The sequence below is a fragment of the Ottowia thiooxydans DSM 14619 genome (genome assembly GCF_000422885.1).
Classification (GTDB): domain Bacteria; phylum Pseudomonadota; class Gammaproteobacteria; order Burkholderiales; family Burkholderiaceae_C; genus Ottowia; species Ottowia thiooxydans.
Genome location: NZ_KE383942.1, coordinates 492,926 through 510,763, shown reverse-complemented (window position 1 = coordinate 510,763; position 17,838 = coordinate 492,926). Strand labels below are relative to the sequence as shown.

General features: G+C 58.7%; 21 protein-coding genes. 12 read left to right on the top strand and 9 right to left on the bottom strand.

Annotated features, from left to right (window positions below; genetic code table 11):
• Positions 1 to 8 precede the first annotated feature (8 nt).
• From G518_RS0128815 to G518_RS0128795, 5 genes are all read right to left on the bottom strand, one after another.
• Positions 9 to 1,121, bottom strand: a complete 1,113-nt coding sequence (locus tag G518_RS0128815) for an efflux RND transporter periplasmic adaptor subunit (RefSeq protein WP_028605432.1) — start codon at positions 1,119 to 1,121, stop codon at positions 9 to 11.
• The gene (locus tag G518_RS0128810) at positions 1,118 to 1,669 is read right to left on the bottom strand and encodes a hypothetical protein (protein ID WP_028605431.1); all 552 of its coding nucleotides are present in this window, start codon (positions 1,667 to 1,669) and stop codon (positions 1,118 to 1,120) included. The genes G518_RS0128815 and G518_RS0128810 overlap by 4 nt, the downstream gene beginning before the upstream one ends.
• A 41-nt stretch (positions 1,670 to 1,710) precedes the next feature.
• Complete coding sequence (locus tag G518_RS0128805) at positions 1,711 to 2,955, bottom strand: TolC family protein (RefSeq protein ID WP_036596371.1); 1,245 nt, start codon at positions 2,953 to 2,955, stop codon at positions 1,711 to 1,713.
• 174 nt (positions 2,956 to 3,129) lie between these two features.
• On the bottom strand, positions 3,130 to 3,507 hold the full coding sequence (locus G518_RS0128800; protein ID WP_028605429.1) for a hypothetical protein: 378 nt from the start codon (positions 3,505 to 3,507) through the stop codon (positions 3,130 to 3,132).
• A 131-nt stretch (positions 3,508 to 3,638) separates the two neighbouring features.
• Complete coding sequence (locus G518_RS0128795; protein WP_028605428.1) at positions 3,639 to 4,583, bottom strand: LysR family transcriptional regulator; 945 nt, start codon at positions 4,581 to 4,583, stop codon at positions 3,639 to 3,641.
• Positions 4,584 to 4,668: 85 nt separating this feature from the next.
• Between G518_RS0128795 and G518_RS0128790 the strand changes: the two genes are divergently transcribed.
• From G518_RS0128790 to G518_RS0128770, 4 genes are all read left to right on the top strand, one after another.
• A complete protein-coding gene (locus tag G518_RS0128790) occupies positions 4,669 to 5,643 on the top strand; it encodes a Bug family tripartite tricarboxylate transporter substrate binding protein (protein ID WP_028605427.1) in 975 nt (324 codons plus the stop codon).
• A 101-nt stretch (positions 5,644 to 5,744) separates the two neighbouring features.
• Complete coding sequence (locus tag G518_RS0128785) at positions 5,745 to 6,878, top strand: mandelate racemase/muconate lactonizing enzyme family protein (protein WP_036596370.1); 1,134 nt, start codon at positions 5,745 to 5,747, stop codon at positions 6,876 to 6,878.
• Positions 6,879 to 7,122: 244 nt separating this feature from the next.
• Positions 7,123 to 7,800: a chromate transporter gene (locus G518_RS37470; RefSeq protein WP_084652368.1), complete on the top strand. Its 678-nt coding sequence runs from the start codon at positions 7,123 to 7,125 to the stop codon at positions 7,798 to 7,800.
• Complete coding sequence (locus G518_RS0128770; protein ID WP_028605425.1) at positions 7,797 to 8,393, top strand: chromate transporter; 597 nt, start codon at positions 7,797 to 7,799, stop codon at positions 8,391 to 8,393. The genes G518_RS37470 and G518_RS0128770 overlap by 4 nt, the downstream gene beginning before the upstream one ends.
• 53 nt (positions 8,394 to 8,446) lie before the next feature.
• Here G518_RS0128770 and G518_RS37465 read toward each other — a convergent pair whose 3' ends face one another.
• Entirely contained in the window at positions 8,447 to 9,415 is a 969-nt protein-coding gene (locus G518_RS37465; RefSeq protein WP_245598152.1) for a LysR family transcriptional regulator, read from the bottom strand.
• 301 nt (positions 9,416 to 9,716) lie between these two features.
• On the opposite strand from G518_RS37465, the gene G518_RS0128760 reads away from it, so the two are divergent.
• Genes G518_RS0128760 through G518_RS0128750 form a run of 3 tightly spaced genes read left to right on the top strand, consistent with a single transcriptional unit; the run spans position 9,717 to position 12,922 of the window.
• Complete coding sequence (locus G518_RS0128760) at positions 9,717 to 10,601, top strand: fumarylacetoacetate hydrolase family protein (RefSeq protein WP_028605424.1); 885 nt, start codon at positions 9,717 to 9,719, stop codon at positions 10,599 to 10,601.
• Entirely contained in the window at positions 10,598 to 11,911 is a 1,314-nt protein-coding gene (gene fahA, locus G518_RS0128755) for a fumarylacetoacetase (RefSeq protein ID WP_028605423.1), read from the top strand. Before G518_RS0128760 ends, fahA begins: the two co-directional genes overlap by 4 nt.
• Positions 11,912 to 11,956: 45 nt before the next feature.
• Positions 11,957 to 12,922 (top strand): Bug family tripartite tricarboxylate transporter substrate binding protein, encoded by a 966-nt coding sequence (locus G518_RS0128750; protein ID WP_028605422.1) that lies wholly within the window; start codon positions 11,957 to 11,959, stop codon positions 12,920 to 12,922.
• 42 nt (positions 12,923 to 12,964) lie between these two features.
• Here the strand turns inward: G518_RS0128750 and G518_RS0128745 are convergent, their stop codons facing one another.
• Positions 12,965 to 13,615: a TetR-like C-terminal domain-containing protein gene (locus G518_RS0128745; RefSeq protein ID WP_028605421.1), complete on the bottom strand. Its 651-nt coding sequence runs from the start codon at positions 13,613 to 13,615 to the stop codon at positions 12,965 to 12,967.
• 159 nt (positions 13,616 to 13,774) lie between these two features.
• Between G518_RS0128745 and G518_RS0128740 the strand changes: the two genes are divergently transcribed.
• The 5 genes from G518_RS0128740 to G518_RS0128720 all read left to right on the top strand — a co-directional run bounded on the left by G518_RS0128740 (position 13,775) and on the right by G518_RS0128720 (position 16,598).
• Positions 13,775 to 14,278, top strand: a complete 504-nt coding sequence (locus G518_RS0128740) for a VOC family protein (RefSeq protein ID WP_028605420.1) — start codon at positions 13,775 to 13,777, stop codon at positions 14,276 to 14,278.
• An 89-nt stretch (positions 14,279 to 14,367) separates the two neighbouring features.
• The gene (locus G518_RS0128735; RefSeq protein ID WP_028605419.1) at positions 14,368 to 14,793 is read left to right on the top strand and encodes a VOC family protein; all 426 of its coding nucleotides are present in this window, start codon (positions 14,368 to 14,370) and stop codon (positions 14,791 to 14,793) included.
• 289 nt (positions 14,794 to 15,082) lie between these two features.
• Positions 15,083 to 15,493, top strand: a complete 411-nt coding sequence (locus G518_RS0128730; RefSeq protein WP_028605418.1) for an SRPBCC domain-containing protein — start codon at positions 15,083 to 15,085, stop codon at positions 15,491 to 15,493.
• A gap of 32 nt (positions 15,494 to 15,525) precedes the next feature.
• Complete coding sequence (locus G518_RS0128725; RefSeq protein ID WP_028605417.1) at positions 15,526 to 15,918, top strand: VOC family protein; 393 nt, start codon at positions 15,526 to 15,528, stop codon at positions 15,916 to 15,918.
• A gap of 14 nt (positions 15,919 to 15,932) precedes the next feature.
• Entirely contained in the window at positions 15,933 to 16,598 is a 666-nt protein-coding gene (locus G518_RS0128720; RefSeq protein ID WP_028605416.1) for a glutathione S-transferase family protein, read from the top strand.
• A gap of 134 nt (positions 16,599 to 16,732) precedes the next feature.
• Here the strand turns inward: G518_RS0128720 and G518_RS0128715 are convergent, their stop codons facing one another.
• The gene (locus tag G518_RS0128715; protein WP_028605415.1) at positions 16,733 to 17,098 is read right to left on the bottom strand and encodes a glyoxalase superfamily protein; all 366 of its coding nucleotides are present in this window, start codon (positions 17,096 to 17,098) and stop codon (positions 16,733 to 16,735) included.
• Between the two features lie 2 nt (positions 17,099 to 17,100).
• Positions 17,101 to 17,838 (bottom strand): 23S rRNA (guanosine(2251)-2'-O)-methyltransferase RlmB, encoded by a 738-nt coding sequence (gene rlmB / locus G518_RS0128710; protein ID WP_028605414.1) that lies wholly within the window; start codon positions 17,836 to 17,838, stop codon positions 17,101 to 17,103.

Sequence of the window (17,838 nt, the reverse complement as noted above, 5' to 3'; positions counted from 1 at the left end):
CGGACTCCTCAGCGCACCTGATTGATCAATGTGGCACCCTGGGTAGCCACGCGATCACCGGCCTTGAGGCCTGAGGTCACCGCTACGCTCACGCCGTCCAGCGGCTCCACCGTCACCGTGCGTGGCTCAAAGCGCTCTGGCGCGGCCTTCACCCACACCACCGTCTGATTGGACGGGTTCTTCATCAGCGAAGCCACGGGCACTGCGATGCCTTTGACTTTGTCTTTACTCTGAACGAACACCCGTACCGGTTGCCCCACTGCCAGTGCCTGCAGCGCGGCCCCCTCAGCCCGGAAGACCAGCGGTAAAGCCTGCTCTCGCAAGCTTCGCGCTGCACCAACGAAAGTAAGCGGCACGCGCTCTTTGCCGACAGCAAGCGCGGCGCCGCCTATGTTGGAAGCCAGCGCAGGGTCGAAGCTCAGAGCCTCAATACGCAGACGGGCTGGGTCGACGATTTCGAAAACAAGTTCACGGGCATCAACCACCTGCCCAGCTACTGCATTGATGGATGCAATCACGCCAGATACCGGCGCCACCAACGCCTCTCGGTTGGAGAGTCCGCCTCCCACAGCAGCAATGCGTTCGGTCAGGCTCCTTGCTTCGCTCTCAGCCGCCTCGATATCCTTGCGTGGAATCGTGTCCGCCAATTCATTCAAACGAGCTGCGCGTTTGTCAGCAAGGCCTTTGGCCGCACGCAACTCTGCCAATTGAGCGGCCTGGTTCGATCGATCAATGGGCGAGGCAGAAGGCACGACGTAAGCCAGCACTTCGCCCTTGCGTACCCGTTGGCCGGGATCCGGCAACCCCCGTGGCCCGGGCTCCAGGCGGCCGGCATTCAAAGGCTGCACCTTGCCGCCCGCGTTCGGATCCATGTCCACCTTGCCATTCAATTCGAACGTTCTAGGCAAGTCCCCTTCTTCGGTGAGCAAGGTTCGCACGCCCAGTTGCCGTTGCGCGGATTTAGGCAAAAAGACGGCGCCATCAGGCAAGCGCTGCGGACCATTGGAGTTGGCTGGCGCGGACGCACCGCCATGGTCATGGCCCTCGCCGGCCAAAGCGGCGGTAGCTGTACCGAGCGACAGCGCTGCCGTCAAGATGAGAAAAAAGTGCTTCGAGGTCATGCGGCATCTCCAGCACGGCGTTGACGGGAGGCCGACATGCGGCGTGTAAAAACAACCAAGACCAACAGCGCCGCCAGGCCAGCGGCCCAGGGCGCATACCGACTCCAGGGTCTGGCGGGTGCCGCGGCATCGGCGTGCGAATCCTCATGGAGATCCAATTCCGCAGCTAGAAGGTCGGTCTCGCTTCCGGCGACAACCATCGCCGTGATAGGCAGTACGCCCGGCTTGGGCTCAGCGGCCAGTACGACTTCATAGACGTCTTCGTGGGGTTCTGCCTTGAGCTTTTCACCAGCGATTTCGAGTTCGATACGGGCATCGACTACGGGAGCGTTATCCGCAGCGCGGTCCAGCCAGAGGGTGATGCGCTTGCCATCGAGCACGCCGACAAGCTCAAAGACATCGGACACGGCGGCAAACCGGGGTAGTGAAGGCCCGGAGGCAGACGGAGCCGCCCCGCCATGACCGTGGCCATCGTCTGCATGCGCCATCGCAGGTAGAAAAAGTGCCGTGACGATGCAGAGCAACGCCAGGAAAGAGATAGGTTTCATGATGAAGTTCTTTATGAGAATCTGGGGTTTGGCAGCGGGCATCACTGCGGGAGCAAACCCAACGCTTGGCGCCAAAGAGAAATCGCTGCGGCCAACTCAATACGCCCGCGCGCCGCCTGGCGCTCGGCTTCATTGGCTTCGTTCTCAATACGCAAGCGGGTCGGAAGGTCGCTTTCGCCCAGGCGGAAGGATTTTTCGAAAAAGCCACGCGTTTCGCGCGCGAGGGTGGCGCGCCTTTCTGCAGCCGCCAGCTGGGCACGTGCAGCGCCCACGCGAGCCACCGCGGATTCGCGCTCAGATTGCAAACGCACTTGATCAAGCTCAAGTTGCACTTGCGCTTCCACTGCATCAGCTCTGGCGGCGGCCACGCGGCTGTCATAACGCGGACCGGCCCCAAACGGTATCCGGATACCTACGGAAACGGTATGGCCGTAACGCTCGCCTGCTCCTCCGCGATCACGCGTAGCCGCCAGCGTCAGCTCCGGATTGGCACGTGACCTTGTAGCAGCGAGGGCAGCCGTACGCTCCGCCACTTTGGCTCGGTCCTGCAGTTCGGTAAGCGCCGGATGCACGGGTGCCTCTGCGGAAGAAGGCTCAGCTTCCGTAGGGACATCCACACCTGCATTTGCATTTGCATTTGTATTTGCTGCCACGGTTGCCCCACCGGTCAGCGCTCTCAGGCGCAGCAAGGCAGTAACGCTTTCCGCATCAGCTTGGGCCACGCCCGCTTCAGCTGCGGCGGATGCGCCATCAGCCTGGTGCTGATCAGCTCGCGCCAACTCACCGGCCTTGGCGCGCCGTGCCACATCGCTGGCAATGCGGCGCGCATTATCCAATTGCCCACGCGCAACATCCGCATCAATACGCGCGCGCTGCCAATTCCACCAAGCCTCGCGCACGGTGGCCGCAAGGCGCAAGCGAGCCGCTTCCACGCGGCTCTCTATGGCTGCCGCTTCCGCATCCGCCAGCGCACTGTTGTGGCGCCGCTCACCGGGCAGCCACAGGGGCACCGCAACCCCAAGCTCAAACTCTCGCGCGCCATCGTTGCGCGTCAGCCGATCGGTTTTGTGGCTGAGTTCCAGCGCAGGCGGCTCGGGCGTCCAAGCCTGGGCCGCGCGACGCTCCGCCTGCACGGCTTCGCGGCGCCCAAGCAGAGCCTGCGATTCGGGTTGACGAACCCAGGCTGCATCGAAGACTTCCTTCAAACTCGCCGGGGGCCATGTTGATTGAGCTAATACGCCGGCTCCCGTGCCAGCGAGAACGATGGCAAGCACAGCTTGCCGCATACAAATCGATATTCTTGTTCTCGGAACCATCCGATACTCCAGTGTTGAGGGTGAGACACAGGAGACCGGCGAGCGACGACCAAAGGGTCGCGCCGAATCCGAAGGGACCGCGCATGGCGGCATGCCTTCAGACGCAAACGGGATTTAAGGAAACGTAGAGTCCCGCCTCGCCGATCAGGCGAGGCGTGCCCACTTAGGGCGGTCGGGTTGCGCGGCCGTGTAGGGAGCCCCGGGCTCATCACTGCCGCGTATACGCATATGCGGCACTCTATCGAGCTGCAGTGGCTGCACTCCAGTCAGCAGGCCCGCCAGTTGCCCGTGGCAATGCCCGCAATCGTGGTCAAAATCAGCCCCATCTACATCGTGGCCTGAATCCACCGTGGCTGCGACATCGAACAAATCTGAGTCATGGCTGTGCGCTGCATGATCGTGATGTCCAACATGATCCACCACCACAGCACCTGGCTTATGCACGCAGTAGCCAGCCACCGCCGCCCAACTCATCTGAGTGGGTAGCAGTACAAATAAAAGAATGGCAAGCCAGCGGCGCATATCGAAAAGTGTAGCAGCTAAGGCACTAGCGTCGATAAGATCGACCTGGGAATCCGATTCACGATCAGGGCTAATCAAAGGCGTTCTTAAGCGCCACGCATGCACTGGAATCCAGGGCGTGTTCGCACGCCCTAGTCCTTCAGACGGGGCGCAGCCATCTCAAGAAAATCGACGAATCTGATCGTTGCATCCGTGACATCTTGCGTTGGTTTCAACACACCGATGGGCTCAAACGCCAGAGGTAACTGAACATCTATCTCGCACAGCTGGCCTGTATTCAGCATCTGATACACAGCCCGGTAGGGCAGCAATGCAACGATTTCCTGCGCTTGAAGCATCGCCCAAAAAATCGATGCGCATCGGCTGCTCACCAGGCGAAGAGGTGGCGTGACGCCGGCGTTGGCTGTCAGTGAATCGAAAGCGGTACGGGGAGCACTCGGCGCCGGCCCCAACATCCACGTCTCCCGCCATAACTCCTCCAAAGTAACCTGGCGCCTTCCGGCCAGCGGGTGCTGGGGCCCGCACGCCACGATCAAGCGGTCGCTTGCCAGCTTGGTGAACGACCAACCGGTGGGAATCACTACGGGTTGGCGGCACAAAGCCACATCCACCTCACCAGTCCCAATGAGCGCACCGATATTTTCTATATCAAGCTCCTGAATCTGGACGAGCGTGTCAGGGTGAGCCGCACTAAAATTTGGCAAGATATCCGACAAAACGCCTGACACCGCACTGGAGATTGCAACCACCCGCACCACCGAGCTAGCCTCACCGGCCATAGCGGAAGCCACACTGGCAAGCTCCTGCATACCATCGAGTGCTCGTCGAGCGATCGGGATCAGATGCTTGCCGATCTGAGTGGGCCTCACTCCTCTTGCATGGCGCTGGAAGAGTTCGCAATCCAGCAGGGTTTCGAGGTCTGCAAGCACAGTGGTGGTGGTGGGTTGCGTCAGACCGATGGCTGCGGCTGCGCGTTGAATGCTCCCGTACTCTGCAACCTTGACCAACACTTGCAAATGCCGGATACGCGCCTTGACCATCAGGCGCGAAGCAATCACGCTGGGAGGCAACGACATATAGAAGAATCAAATATGAAGGACATTTTTTCTATTTGAATTCTATAACGTCTCGCATAAAAAATAGGCAAAAAAGGAGACATACGTGAACCGTAGAAAATACCTGCTTGGCCTGTGCGCCCCCCTGCTCTTGCCTGTATTGGCATCCGCTCAACAGCCCTATCCTCAAAAGCCCATACGTGTCGTCGTGGGCGTGGCGCCAGGCGGGGCGGGAGATATCCTGGGGCGTCTTTTCGCGCAGCGTCTTTCAGAAGGCGGCCAAAGCCTCTTCGTGGAAAACAAACCGGGCGCTGCGGGAACATTGGCTGCGGACTTCGTCGCCAAGGCAGCCCCCGATGGCTATACCCTGCTCGTCGCCGCACCCGCCACCATGGTGGTGGCCCCATTCCTCTTCAAGAAACTCAGCTTCGACCCATCGCGAGACTTTGAACCCATCGGTTTGCTCGGTGGGGGCCCGCTGGTACTGGTGGTTCCTTCCGAGCTTCCTGTGAAATCTGTGACTGATCTAGCTGCCTTGATCCAGAAAGCACCTGCGGGCTCAGTCGCGTTTGGATCAGGAGGGCAAGGCACCGCGTCTCATCTGACCGCCGAAGCCTGGGCGCGTGCTCAGGGTGCGAAACTCATCCACTCACCCTACAAGGGGGATGGTCAGGCTCTCATGGACGTCCTGGGGGGACAAGTTCAATTCATGTTCACAGGTTTGAATCTGGTCGAACCGCACATCAAGAGCGGACGCTTACGGGTGCTCGGAGTCACCAGTAAGTCTCGGCTTTCGGCCATCCCTCAGATTCCAACTCTCGATGAATCTGGGTTCAAAGGTTTCGAGTCGCTGGGGTGGCTGGGTGTCTACGCGCCAGCAAAGACACCGGCCTCCATCATCCAGAAGCTGGCAAGCGACTGGGAAACCGCGCGTAAGACGCCAGCGGTGGCTGGAGTACTCAATGCGGCAGGCATGGGCGCCCTGACGCTCAAGACTCCTGCTGAATTCGCCAGCTTCCAGCGCTCAGAAATCACCAGGTGGGCAGCCGTCATCAAGGCCGCTGGGATTGAACCGGAATAAGGGCGACAAGCCATTTACTCCCCTGTGCATTCACATGCGCGGCTAAGCCCCAAAAGATCTCAGCTGGCCGCAATACCCATTTCCCTCGGCGCAACCGTGTCATGAAAAAAACAAAGATCGAGAAGCTGGAAACCTTTCTGGTTGACCGCTGGTGTCTATTAAAAGTCAGCTGCGAAGACGGAACCGTCGGCATTGGTGAAGCCGGAGTGCATGCCTGGCCCGCTGCCACGGCTGCCGTCATCGATTCCATGGCGAGGTATTTGATAGGACAGGACCCTTCCAAAATCGAGCACCACACACAGCTCCTGCATCGTAACTGGCACTTCATGAGTTCGCTGGTGGATGGAGCACTCTCCGCTATCAACATTGCGCTTTGGGACATCCAAGGCAAGCGGCTGGGTGTGCCTGTGTACGAACTCATGGGTGGGATGACGCGCCACAAAGTTCGCTGCTACATCCACGTACGCGGAGACACGGTAGACGCGCTTGTTGCGGACGCACTGAAAAAGAAAGACGAGGGTTTCACCGCGATTCGCTTCTCTCCATTCGCGCCTGACTTTCATCTCAGGAAGTCTTTCGAGGAATGGGTAACAGAAGCGGAGCGGCGCGTAGGCGCCCTGCATGAAGTGCTGCGAGGAGAGGTAGATCTGTGCATCGAGCTACATCGCCAGATGAATCCGGCGGAATCCATTGCCCTGGCTCAACGCCTCCAGCGCTTTCATCCGTACTTCTACGAAGATCCCATGCTGCCGGACAGCCCCGCGATGATGGGCGATGTCCGTGCGCGCTGCGGGATTCCCATAGCCACCGGCGAGAGGTTTTCCACAATCTACCAATTTCAGGCCCTGCTGGCTGCAAATGGCTGCGACTACATTCGTCCGGACGTTTGCTTGACATTGGGCCTCTCAGGTGCGAAGAAGGCTGCCGCGCTTGCCGAGGCTCATCATGTCAAGGTGATTCCACACAACCCGCTTTCCCCCGTTTCCACAGCGGCTTGTGTTCAGCTTGATGCCTGCATACCGAACTTTGCCCTTCAGGAATACACAGGTGAATCGGAATCGCCCAAACGGGAGTTGGTGGTGCAACCCCTTACCTTGAAGAACGGCCATCTCATCGTTCCAGAATCACCCGGGATAGGCATTGACTTCAATGATGCTGAGTTGGCAAAACTCAAAGCCAACCCAATGGTGCCCGCAGTGCCGATCGCAGCAGACGGTTCTGTTCAAGACTTCTAGTCCAGCCAGGATGGCATGGGCGCTCTATCCTGAAGCGGGCAGGCGCCTTTGCCTGTGAGGCGGGACAGGTCGATCATTTGGCCGTTGGTTTGCATATTCGAATATCCATCCACTCTGTCCACACAGACAAGCGATCTCGGAATTCATCCCGTTCGTTCCTCAAAAGCCACATCGGTCAGACCACCACTTGGTCCTTCTGCATCTTCGCGTCGTCAAGGCCCCATTGCCCGACGGATAATGCCGCATGCCGCCCATCGCTTCGAATACCGCCGAGACGCCAGAAGCGCTCAATTCCCCGAGCTCCCGCACTGACCTCTTCTGGTCATTCACCTGGCTCGCACTACAAGGGTTCGGAGGTGTTCTGGCGGTCGTTCAGCGTGAACTGGTTGAAAAGAAGCGCTGGCTGACGCGTGAACAGTTTCTCGAAGATTGGGCGGTAGCCCAGGTCATGCCTGGGCCGAACGTGATCAACATGGGAATGATGGTGGGCGATCGGCACTTCGGCCTCTCAGGCGCGCTAGTGGCGCTCGTCGGCTTGCTGCTGTTTCCTACCTTCGTGGTGTTAACCCTGGCGGTGTTATTTGCCACCGTGGCCGATAACGAAATGGCTCAACGGGCCCTTCGCGGCATGGGCGCCGTAGCAGCTGGGCTGATCATTGCGACGGGCATCAAGCTGGCCAGCGCGCTGAGCAAAAGCCCTATGGGCATCCCGGTGTGCATCGCGGTGGTGGTCCTGACGTTCATCGCTTCAGCCCTCATGCGATGGCCTATGGGCTGGGTTCTATTCACCATAGGTGGGGCCAGTTGCCTCTGGGCTTGGTATCGATTGGGCAGACTGCCTGGATCACCGCCCTCACCTTCAGTGGAGACCACCTCCGCCGCGCTCACTGATGCCGATTCCGGCCATGCCCCGAAACTATGACCATCGACTTCACCGCCGCAGATTGGTGGGCACTGTTTGTGCACTTTTTATCACTTTCTCTAATGGCCGTGGGCGGCGCCATCACCACTGCGCCTGACATGCATCGCTACCTGGTGGATACGCGCCACTGGCTGACAGAGGATCAGTTCACCTCCTCGATTGCCATCGCCCAAGCCGCACCTGGGCCGAACGTGCTTTTCGTGGGATTAATGGGCTGGAACGTGGGCATGAACGCCAGCGGCGGAGCCGGCAACGGCTGGTACTCTTACGGCCTGGCACTGCTGGGAATGATGGTCGCCATGTCTGGGATCTTGCTGCCGTCTGGTTTTTTGACTTACGCCGCTACGCGCTGGGCGCATAAGAACCGCGAGCTGCGCGCGGTGCGTGCCTTCAAGACAGGCATGGCGCCCATTGTGATCGCGCTACTGATCACTACCGGCTGGGTGCTGAGCTCCGCGAACAATCAGCCGGCCCGAGACTGGCCACTTTGGCTGCTGACCGCAGCAGTCACCATCATCGTCTGGCGCACCCGTTTGCACCTGCTTTGGTTGATCGGTGCCGGAGCGCTTTTAGGAGCGTTGGGCTTGGTTTAAGCATCGCGCTAATCGCCGCGTGGCTCGCTCTTGGGAGCTCTTGCAGCAGCTGGCTATTCGCTCCGGATTTTCGAGGTCATTTCCTGCTGGAATTGTGCGGACGCGCGCAGGTGCTCCACCAGCAGTTGCGCCGCACCGGTGAGCGTCTTGCCGGCCTGCACGCAAAGCGCCAATTGACGCATGGCCCAGGGCTCAGCAAGTTTGATCACGCTTAGCGTGATCGCACCCCTGTAAAGCCGGGCGCTTCCGCGCGGCAGTACTCCCACGCCCAAACCAGCGGAAATCATCAAACATTGGGCGTCGTAGCTGGTGACTTGCATGCGCAGCTTGAGCGGCCGACCAATTTGTGTCGCCTCGCGCATCAGCAGGTTGTTCACAACGCTACCCGGATGCAAACCAATGAAATCATCCGAGAGCACATCCGCGAACCTCAAGGATTTACGCTTGCTGAGCGGATGCTTGGCCGGTACCACCACCACCAGTTCATCTTCGTGATAGGGGAGCAAGACCACGCGCTCGCCGTAGTGTCCGTCGTTGAGGATCCCCACGTCTGCGGCGTTTTCGGCTACTGAACGCGCAACCGAGGTGCTGATGTGCTCTTGCAGCCGCACATCCACCTGCGGATACCGGGCTAAAAATCCTTGCAGCTCAGCCGGCAGGAACTGCGTAATGGCCGAATTGTTGGCAGCCACCCGCACCTGCCCTCGCGTGCCTGAGGCGTAATCCCGCATCTGCAGGGCGATGTCGTCCATTTCATTCAGAAGGCCACGCGCACGATGTTGCAGTGCGTAAGCGGCTGCGGTCGGCTCTACTCCTCGATTACTGCGCCCGAAAAGCTCCACATTCAAGGCGGTTTCCAGCTCAGCCAGACGGCGGCTCAGAGCGGACGCCGCAATGTGCTCACGCTCGGCGGCAGCGGCAATGGAGCCGTGCTCCATGACGGCGACAAACAGGCGCAAGGAAACTGGATCAAGGCGAGCGGGGTGCATGGCTTGGATCGTATCCTGTTCACGGTCTGCCATGCCGGATTGCGATGGTAGCTTCGCATAAAAGTATTTTGCTGTTGTAGCCGGTTGCGCCGATGATTGCCTGAACAGAAAAATATCCGAGGAGACTATCGCTCATGCCGCAGGCGTTCACCGCCTCTGCCACCTACCCCACCCCCTCTCCCGCTTTTATCCTCGCCCGAGCCGCGCCGCCGCATCCTCAAGACGGACGGCGACCCTACTAGCACTCACCACCGTTGGTTTCACCACGACAGGCGAACACGCGACTGGAAAGTGCGATAGCAAGAAATATTCAGGAAACCAAGGAAGTTTTCTCGTGAGAATCTGCCGCTTCAATGACAACCGCTTAGGCCTCGTAGAAGGCGAACAAGTACGCGATGTAACCGCTGCGCTGAATGTGCTGCCCTCTTACCGCTACCCGCTACCGCAGTTCGACCCGCTGGTCGCTCATCTGCCTGAGGTCATGCACCAGATCGCCCTGCTGGCCCCCACCGCCCAGGCCTTGCCGCTGTCTCAGATCACCCTGCTCAGCCCCATTGCAAACCCCGGCAAGATCGTTGCGGCGCCTGTCAACTACATCAACCACTTGAACGAAGCACGCGAGCAAGCAGAGATTCATCACAACAATCGCGTGGCGGCTATTCAAGAAGTAGGTCTGTTCCTGAAGGCCAATAGCGCGCTGGTAGGACCGAGCGCAGGAGTGGAACTTAAGCATCCAAACCGCCGCAACGACCATGAGGCGGAACTGGTGGTCGTCATCGGCAAGGCGGGGCGCGATATTCCTCGCTCCCGGGCGCTGGAGTACGTGGCAGGGTATGCCGTGGGACTGGACATGACCACTCGCGGCCCCGAAGAGCGCAGCCTTCGAAAATCCATTGACAGCTATGCCGTCATGGGGCCATGGCTTGTCACCGCGGACGAAGTTCCGGACCCTTCCAATATCGCTTTCCGCCTGACCGTGAACGGCGAACCGCGCCAACAGGCCAATACCTGCGATTTGATCATCGACGTACCCGGATTGATAGCGTTCGCTTCGAGCTTCTACACGCTGCATCCCGGTGACTTGCTATTCACCGGAACTCCGGAAGGCGTGGGCCCGGTCGTACCAGGTGATCAGATCGACTGCTCTTTCGACGGTATTGGTGCAATCACAGTGAAAGTGCGCGCCGCAGTAGAAACTGAGATGAGGGACAAACTTTGAACAATCTGATCGACGAAACGCACGATCCTGCCCGCAGAAGCTGGCTGGCCTCCGCCAATATCGAAGATGGCGACTTCCCGATACAAAACCTGCCTCTGTGTGTGTTTGAGGTGGACGGGCAAGACGCACGTGGTGGCATCGGAATTGGCGACCAAGTGCTCGATCTCAAGGCGCTGGCTTTGTCTGGCTTGCTGCACGGAGAAGCACTCGACGCTTGCCGAGCCGCGGCACAAACCACGCTCAATGCGCTCATGGCGTCGCCACCTTCGGCGTCTTTTGCCCTGCGCAAATCTGTTTCAGCTTTGCTTTCTACAGACAGCGCAGTAGAGCAGCAGGTCCGGAATTGCCTGGTTGCCATGGATGCCGTGCACTTTCAGCTGCCTGCAAAAATCGGTGGCTACACAGATTTTCTTTGCTCGAAGCATCACACCGAGCGCAATTTACGCCTTAGAGGTTCACACGATGGCGTGCCTCCAGCGTTCTTTTCGTTGCCCGTTGCCTACAACGGTCGCGTGTCTTCGATTCGTCCGAGTGGCCAGAACCCCACGCGTCCATGGGGGCAGTTCCGTGATGCCAACGGGCAGGTGATCTATGCACCATCGCGTGCGCTGGATTTCGAGCTGGAAATGGGGGCGTTTGTCCGCCATGGCAATCAGCTTGGAGAACCTATTCGCATCAGTGACGCCGATAGCCACATCTTCGGCCTGGCGCTGTTCAACGACTGGTCGGCCAAGGACATTCAATGGTGGGAGCAAATTCTGGGCCCATTCCTGGGCAAGAGCTTCTTTACCAACTTGTCTCCCTGGATCGTCACGATGGAAGCCCTGGCGCCGTTTCGCGTAGCCCACTCAGGACCAGACAAAGACGACCCGCCACCTCCGCCCCACCTGGTGAACGCCGAGGACATGGCGCACGGCATGTTCGACATCGATATGACTGCGAGCATCCGCACCGAAGACATGGTGCGCAGCGGCTCCCCTCGAAAATTATTGACGGCCACCAACCTGCGCAATCTCCATTGGACCTTCGCTCAGATGCTGGCGCATCACACCAGCAATGGCTGCAACCTGGAAACAGGTGACTTCTTTGGAAGCGGCACTGTGTCCGGAAGCGAAATCTCCAGCGCGGCCTGCATGACAGAACTGACATCAGCAGGCAAGCAAGCCATTCAGGTGTCCGAAACCGAAGAGCGAACCTGGCTCCAGGATGGCGATGAGATCACTTTCCACGCGAAGGCCCGAAACAAAGGGTTCATCCCCATTGGATTTGGGGAATGCCGAGGCATTGTGATGCCAGCCATTCGCTATTAATTCCCTAATAACTCGACTGCTTTTTTTAACACTCAGGAGGACGACATGAAATCTTTTCCCTATTTCTTAGCGACAGCCGTACTGGCTTTCTCAGCAGTGGCCCATGCCGATGACTGGCCCAGCAAGCCCATCAAGTTCATTGTGCCCTTCCCGCCTGGTGGCCCGACCGACATGATTGGGCGCACGGCTGCAGACATCCTGAGCAAACAACTGAAAGCGACCGTCGTCGTCGAAAACAGGCCCGGAGCCAACGGCGTGCTGGGGCTGGATGTACTGTCCAAGGCTCCCCCTGACGGCTACACCGTTGGCATCACCGCCATCACACTGGCAACGGCGCCGCACCTGGGTCTGAGCAAGTGGGACCCGTTCAAGGATTTCACCCCCATTTCCAACATGGTGGCGACCACACCCATTTTTGTGGCCAACAACGCAGCCCCCTACAACAACCTCAAGGAGTTGACAGCCTATGCCAAGGCCAACCCCAACAAAGTAGCCTACGGAACCCCCGGCGTGGCCACGATTCCGCACCTGGCGGCCGAGTTGTTTCAGAGCCAGATTGGCGCCAAATTCAATCACATACCGTACAAGGGTGCGGTACAGCAAATCACGGACCTGATCGGCGGGCAAACACAGTTCGATTCGCAAAGCTCTCTTGTGGTGGCCCTGCCCTTCATCAAGGACAAGCGCATCAAGCCCCTGGCGGTCATGACCGAGACCCGTTCACCTGCGCTGCCAGACGTGCCTACTGCCAAGGAGTCCGGCTACCCCGAGATGGTGGTCGTCCCTTGGTTCGGCGTGGGCGGCCCGGGCGGTTTGCCACCTGAAATCACCAAGAAAATGCACGAAGCCCTGGTCAAGGGTTTGGCTGAAAAAGAAACACAGGACAAACTCATTGCCTTGGGCAACGTGCTCCTGCCCAGCAAATCGCCTCAGGAATTTGCTACCTACATTCGCGACGAATACAACCGCTGGGGCAAGGTCATCAAAGACGCCAACATCAAGATCGAGTGATCGCCCTGTCTGGGCACGTCACGAGAAGTTAGAAGCTGGCGTTCAAAGCCCCCGCTCAACCATGTGCAGCAAGCGCTTGCCGAGCGCTTCACGCGTCTCGGCTGGCGCGGAATGCAGGGGGCCGTCAATGATCAGAAGCGCCATGCCATGAACCGCTGACCATGCCAGATATTCCGCTCCTGGCCTGCGCTCTGCGGGCAGTGCGCCCGTCTGCACCATGGCATCAAGCGCTGCATTGAGCAGCCCGAACGGACCAAGGCCTTTGCTGCCGGTACGTGCAGGATCACCCTGAAGAGCCCCTTCGCGCTGCCTGGGCGCGAAAGCGGTACGGAACAAGCCCGTTTCGGCCTGAGCGAAGCCCATGTAACCAGCGCCCACGGCAGATAGCTGGGCGCGCGCGCGCTCAGCGGCATCAGGAATGGCATCTGCTTTGTCCCATTCGAGCTCAATGGCTTTCGCCAGTGCACCGAGGGCCGCAGCGCGCACAGCGTCAAACAGTTCTCTATGACCGGCGAAATGCCGATAGGCTGCGTTCGGAACCACCTTTGCTCGGCGCGTAGCTTCACGCAAAACGATGGCGTCGGGCCCCCCTTCACGCGCAAGCGCAAGGCCAGCCTCCAGCAACGCCCGGCGCAGGTCACCATGCCGGTATGTACTGCGCGGCACGTCTGCAGGTGAATCCTCGTTACTCATATGGTTTTTATGTGGACAGCGTCCATTTTATGCAGCAAGATATGTGTACATTGTCCACATTAAAGCAATGCCCTTCAATGAAAAGGTGTTCATGGTCTATTCAGGGTCCTCCAATAGGTCATGAGCACGGTTAAGAGCCTGTTTACAGGAGAACTACTTATGAGCACCGTTTCCTCACGCATACAGCCCTGCCTTTGGTTCGACCAGCAAGCAGAAGAAGCTGCGCGCTTTTATGTTGGTGTTTTCAGGAACGCCAAACTGGGTTTGATCGCCTACTACCCTGAGGCAGGACGAGACGAGCATGGCAAAGAACCTGGCAGCGTGATGACCGTCTCCTTTGAGCTGGACGGTCAGTCTTTCCTTGCCCTCAATGGCGGACCACACTTCAAATTCAATGAAGCCGTTTCATTGATCCTTCTTTGCGATACGCAAGAAGAAATTGACCATTACTGGAACGCCTTGTCACAGGGCGGAGATCCAGCGGCCCAACAATGCGGTTGGTTGAAAGACAAGTACGGCCTTTCCTGGCAAATCACGCCCGCAGGCTACGAGGAGATGATCGTATCTCCCGACCGTGCGGCGGTAGAGCGCTATATGGCCGCCATGATGAAGATGAAAAAGCTTGAAATCGCTCCACTGTTGGCAGCTTTCGAGGGCCGCTAAAGCCCTTGAATTTTTTCCTGCTTCTTATCGACATTCGATGACACTTCAATAACCGCCCGTCCCGAAAATCCACGCAATAGGAGACAACCGTGCAATTCACCCCCTACCTCAATTTCGATGGCAACTGCGCAGAAGCCTTCGCGTTCTACAAAGAACTGTTCAAGGGCACCATCACATTTCAAAGCACTTTTGGTGAGATACCGGATGGCCCGCCCATTCCACCTGAGCATCACCACCGCATCATGCACATCTCGTTGACCGTGGGTGAGCAGACCATCATGGGATCGGACACCATGCCAGGCGCCGATGTGTGCGCCGGCGGCTACGCGAAGCCTCAAGGCCTATGGGTATCTATTGGTGCGGACAGCGTTGAAGAAGGCCGCCGCATATTCGATGCACTGGAAAAAGGTGGCGAATCTTCCATGCCCTTCCAGGAAACCTTCTGGTCGCCCGGGTTCGGATCGGTCATTGATCGTTTTGGTACGCCATGGATGGTGAACTGCACCCCCCCCTGAGGCGCTTTGCGCCTTCCCCCCAGGGGGACGCGCCTAGCGGCCTGGCAAAGCCAGCTCCGCGGGCACCCTCGCCTGGCTTGCTCCGCAGCCATCTGATTTGCCCCGCATTGGATCGCGGGTCGGCGTCGGAATATTGCTTATTTCACGTTTGCGGTGGCGTCGGCAGATTATTACCCCCTCTCCCGCGTGCGGGAGAGGGTTGGGGTGAGGGCCAGCAGCGTCTGAGACACAACCGGGTGCACAAGTGCCCACCCAAATAAACACCTAAATTTTTTCAAGGAAACCAACTATGAAAATTACTGTTGAAGCCAACATCAAAGCGCCCATTGAACTCGTCTGGGCGGATTGGAATGACCCCCGGGCTGTGGAGCAATGGAACACACCTTCGCCTGAATGGCATACGCCGCGGGCCAGCATTGATCTGCGAGAAGGTGGCAAATTCAGTACGCGCATGGAAGCGCGTGATGGCAGCATGGGCTTCGACTTTGAAGGCGTCTATTCGCGCATTGAGCTCCATCGCGTCATTGAATACGGGATGGCAGACGGTCGCCAAGTGCTTGTCGAATTCATCGCGGGGCCTGACGCGGTCACGGTGCGTGAAACCTTTGACGCCGAAAACGTTTATCCCGCAGAGCACCAACGCCAAGGCTGGCAAGCCATCTTGGATAGCTTCGCTCGCCACGTTGAAAACCACGCCTGAACACGCCCTCTCATTACCCAACGGAGACCACTATGAAACCGAATCCCATCGTCTGGTTTGAAATTTACGTGCAAGACATGGAGCGTGCGCGCAAGTTCTATGAAACCGTCTTTCAGTGCACTTTGGAAGCCTTGACTGCACCTGATGATGCGGGTAGCGCCGATGGCTCGCTCATGCTGGCTTTCCCGATGAGCATGGAAGGCACAGGCGCTGGCGGCATGTTGGTCCAGATGAAGGACGTGGCTTCCGGCGGCGGCGGCACGCTCGTCTATTTTGGCTGCGAAGATTGCGCGGTGGAGCAAGGCCGGGTCGAGAGCGCAGGTGGAAAGGTGCACCGGGGCAAGTTTGCTATTGGGCAGTACGGCCAGTGCGCGCTGGTGTCGGACACCGAAGGCAACATGATCGGCCTGCACTCCATGCAGTAAGCGAGCGAGCCATCATGTCCTTGATCCTCTACTACCACCCCTTATCTTCGTATTGTCAAAAGGTTCTGGTTGCGCTTTACGAGTTGGGCACCCACTTTGAAAAGCGATTGATCAATCTGGGCGATTCTGCCGAGGGGGAGGAGTTGAAGGCGGTCTGGCCCATGGGGAAGTTTCCGGTGTTGCGCGATGCGTATCGGAATCAGACGGTGCCTGAATCGAGCATCATCATTGAGCATGTCGATCTGCTCTACCCCGGCCCAACTAGGCTGCTTCCGACCTCGGCACTCGATGCGCTCACGGTGCGTCAATGGGATCGGGTGTTCGACCTGCACGTACAAGACGCCTTGCAAGCCATCGTCGCCGACCGCATTTTCAACAAGCAAGGGGACATCCAAGCCAAGTACGATGCCTTGGCCAGTGCGTACGGGGTGATCAACGCTCAACTGGCCAGTGGTTCTACCTGGGTCTACGGTGAGGAGTTTTCACTGGCCGACTGCGCCGCAGCGCCTGCCTTGTTTTACGCCAGCACGCTGCAAGCCTTTGGCCCTGACGATCTGCACCTTCAAAACTATTTCGACCGCCTGATGACCCGCCCTTCGGTTGCTCGCGTGCTAAGCGAGGCCAAGCCGTATTTCCAGTTCTATCCGTTTCAGGAGCGCATTCCGCAGCGCTTTCTTTGAGGGAACCGAAGCCGCAGTTGCGCAACTGGGCCCATCGACTTCCTGCTCAGCATGCGGGGGCTGCAGGCGCCTTAGTGCTGAGCAGGACCCCGGCGATCCCAGGAGAGAAACCTGCAGCAGGTCAGCTGAGGAACTCAGGCTTCTGAGGGCTGCGTGAATGTCAAACGATTGCCAAAAGGGTCAGCGATCGTCATGTCCAGACCCCATGGCTGCTCCTGCACGCCTGGGCGGGCGTTTGCGTAGAGCTTGGCCAGCAACACCTGCTGGTAGGCGCGCAAATCGTCGCACGGAATACGCACTTGGCCGCCGGGCGTGGCATCGCCGTGATGGCCTGAAATATGCAAAACGCAAGCACCCTTGGAAACCTGCATGTACAAAGGCGATATTGGCTCGAACCTATGTTCCCAATCCGCCTTGAATCCAAGGAAATCAACATAGAAAGCTCTAGCTGCCGCTTCGTCGAACATCCTCAGAATGGGAATGGGTGAACCCAGGGGCATGATCAGACTCCTCTTTGCCGGCGTGCCTCGTAGAGGCATACGCCACTGGCCACTGACACATTCAGGCTTTCCACAGCACCCATCATGGGAATGCTCATCAACTGGTCACAGGTTTTGCGCGTAAGTTGGCGCATGCCAGCGCCTTCAGCACCCAACACCAACGCCGTGGGGCCTGCGAGATCAACCTCATACAAGGTCTTATCGGCGTCCTCCGCGGTGCCGGTGATCCAGATGTTGCGCTCTTTCAGCTCACCCAGGGTGCGCGCCAGATTGGTCACCATGAAGTACGGCACAGTCTCCGCAGCGCCGCTGGCCACCTTGGCCACAGTGGCGTTGATACCGGCTGCATGATCCTTGGGCGCAATCACCGCGTGCGCGCCTGCACCATCGGCCACTCGCAGGCAGGCGCCCAGGTTGTGCGGATCAGTCACGCCATCGAGCACCAGCAGCAGAGGCGGATCCGTCAAGGCATCCAGCAAATCATCCAGTGAATGGGCCTGCTCCAACTGATGGACGCGGGCTGCAACCCCTTGGTGGCCATGGCTGCCGGCCAATTTGGCAAGGCGCACACCATCGGCCTCGATGATGCGCGCTCCCACTTCAGCGGCCCGGGAGAGGAATTGCTTCATGCGGGCGTCGCGACGTGTCGGGTCTATGTAGACCTCAATCACGGAGGCAGGCGAAGTCTTCAGGCGGACGCCAACGGCATGAAAGCCGAATAATACTTTTGGGGTGGACAT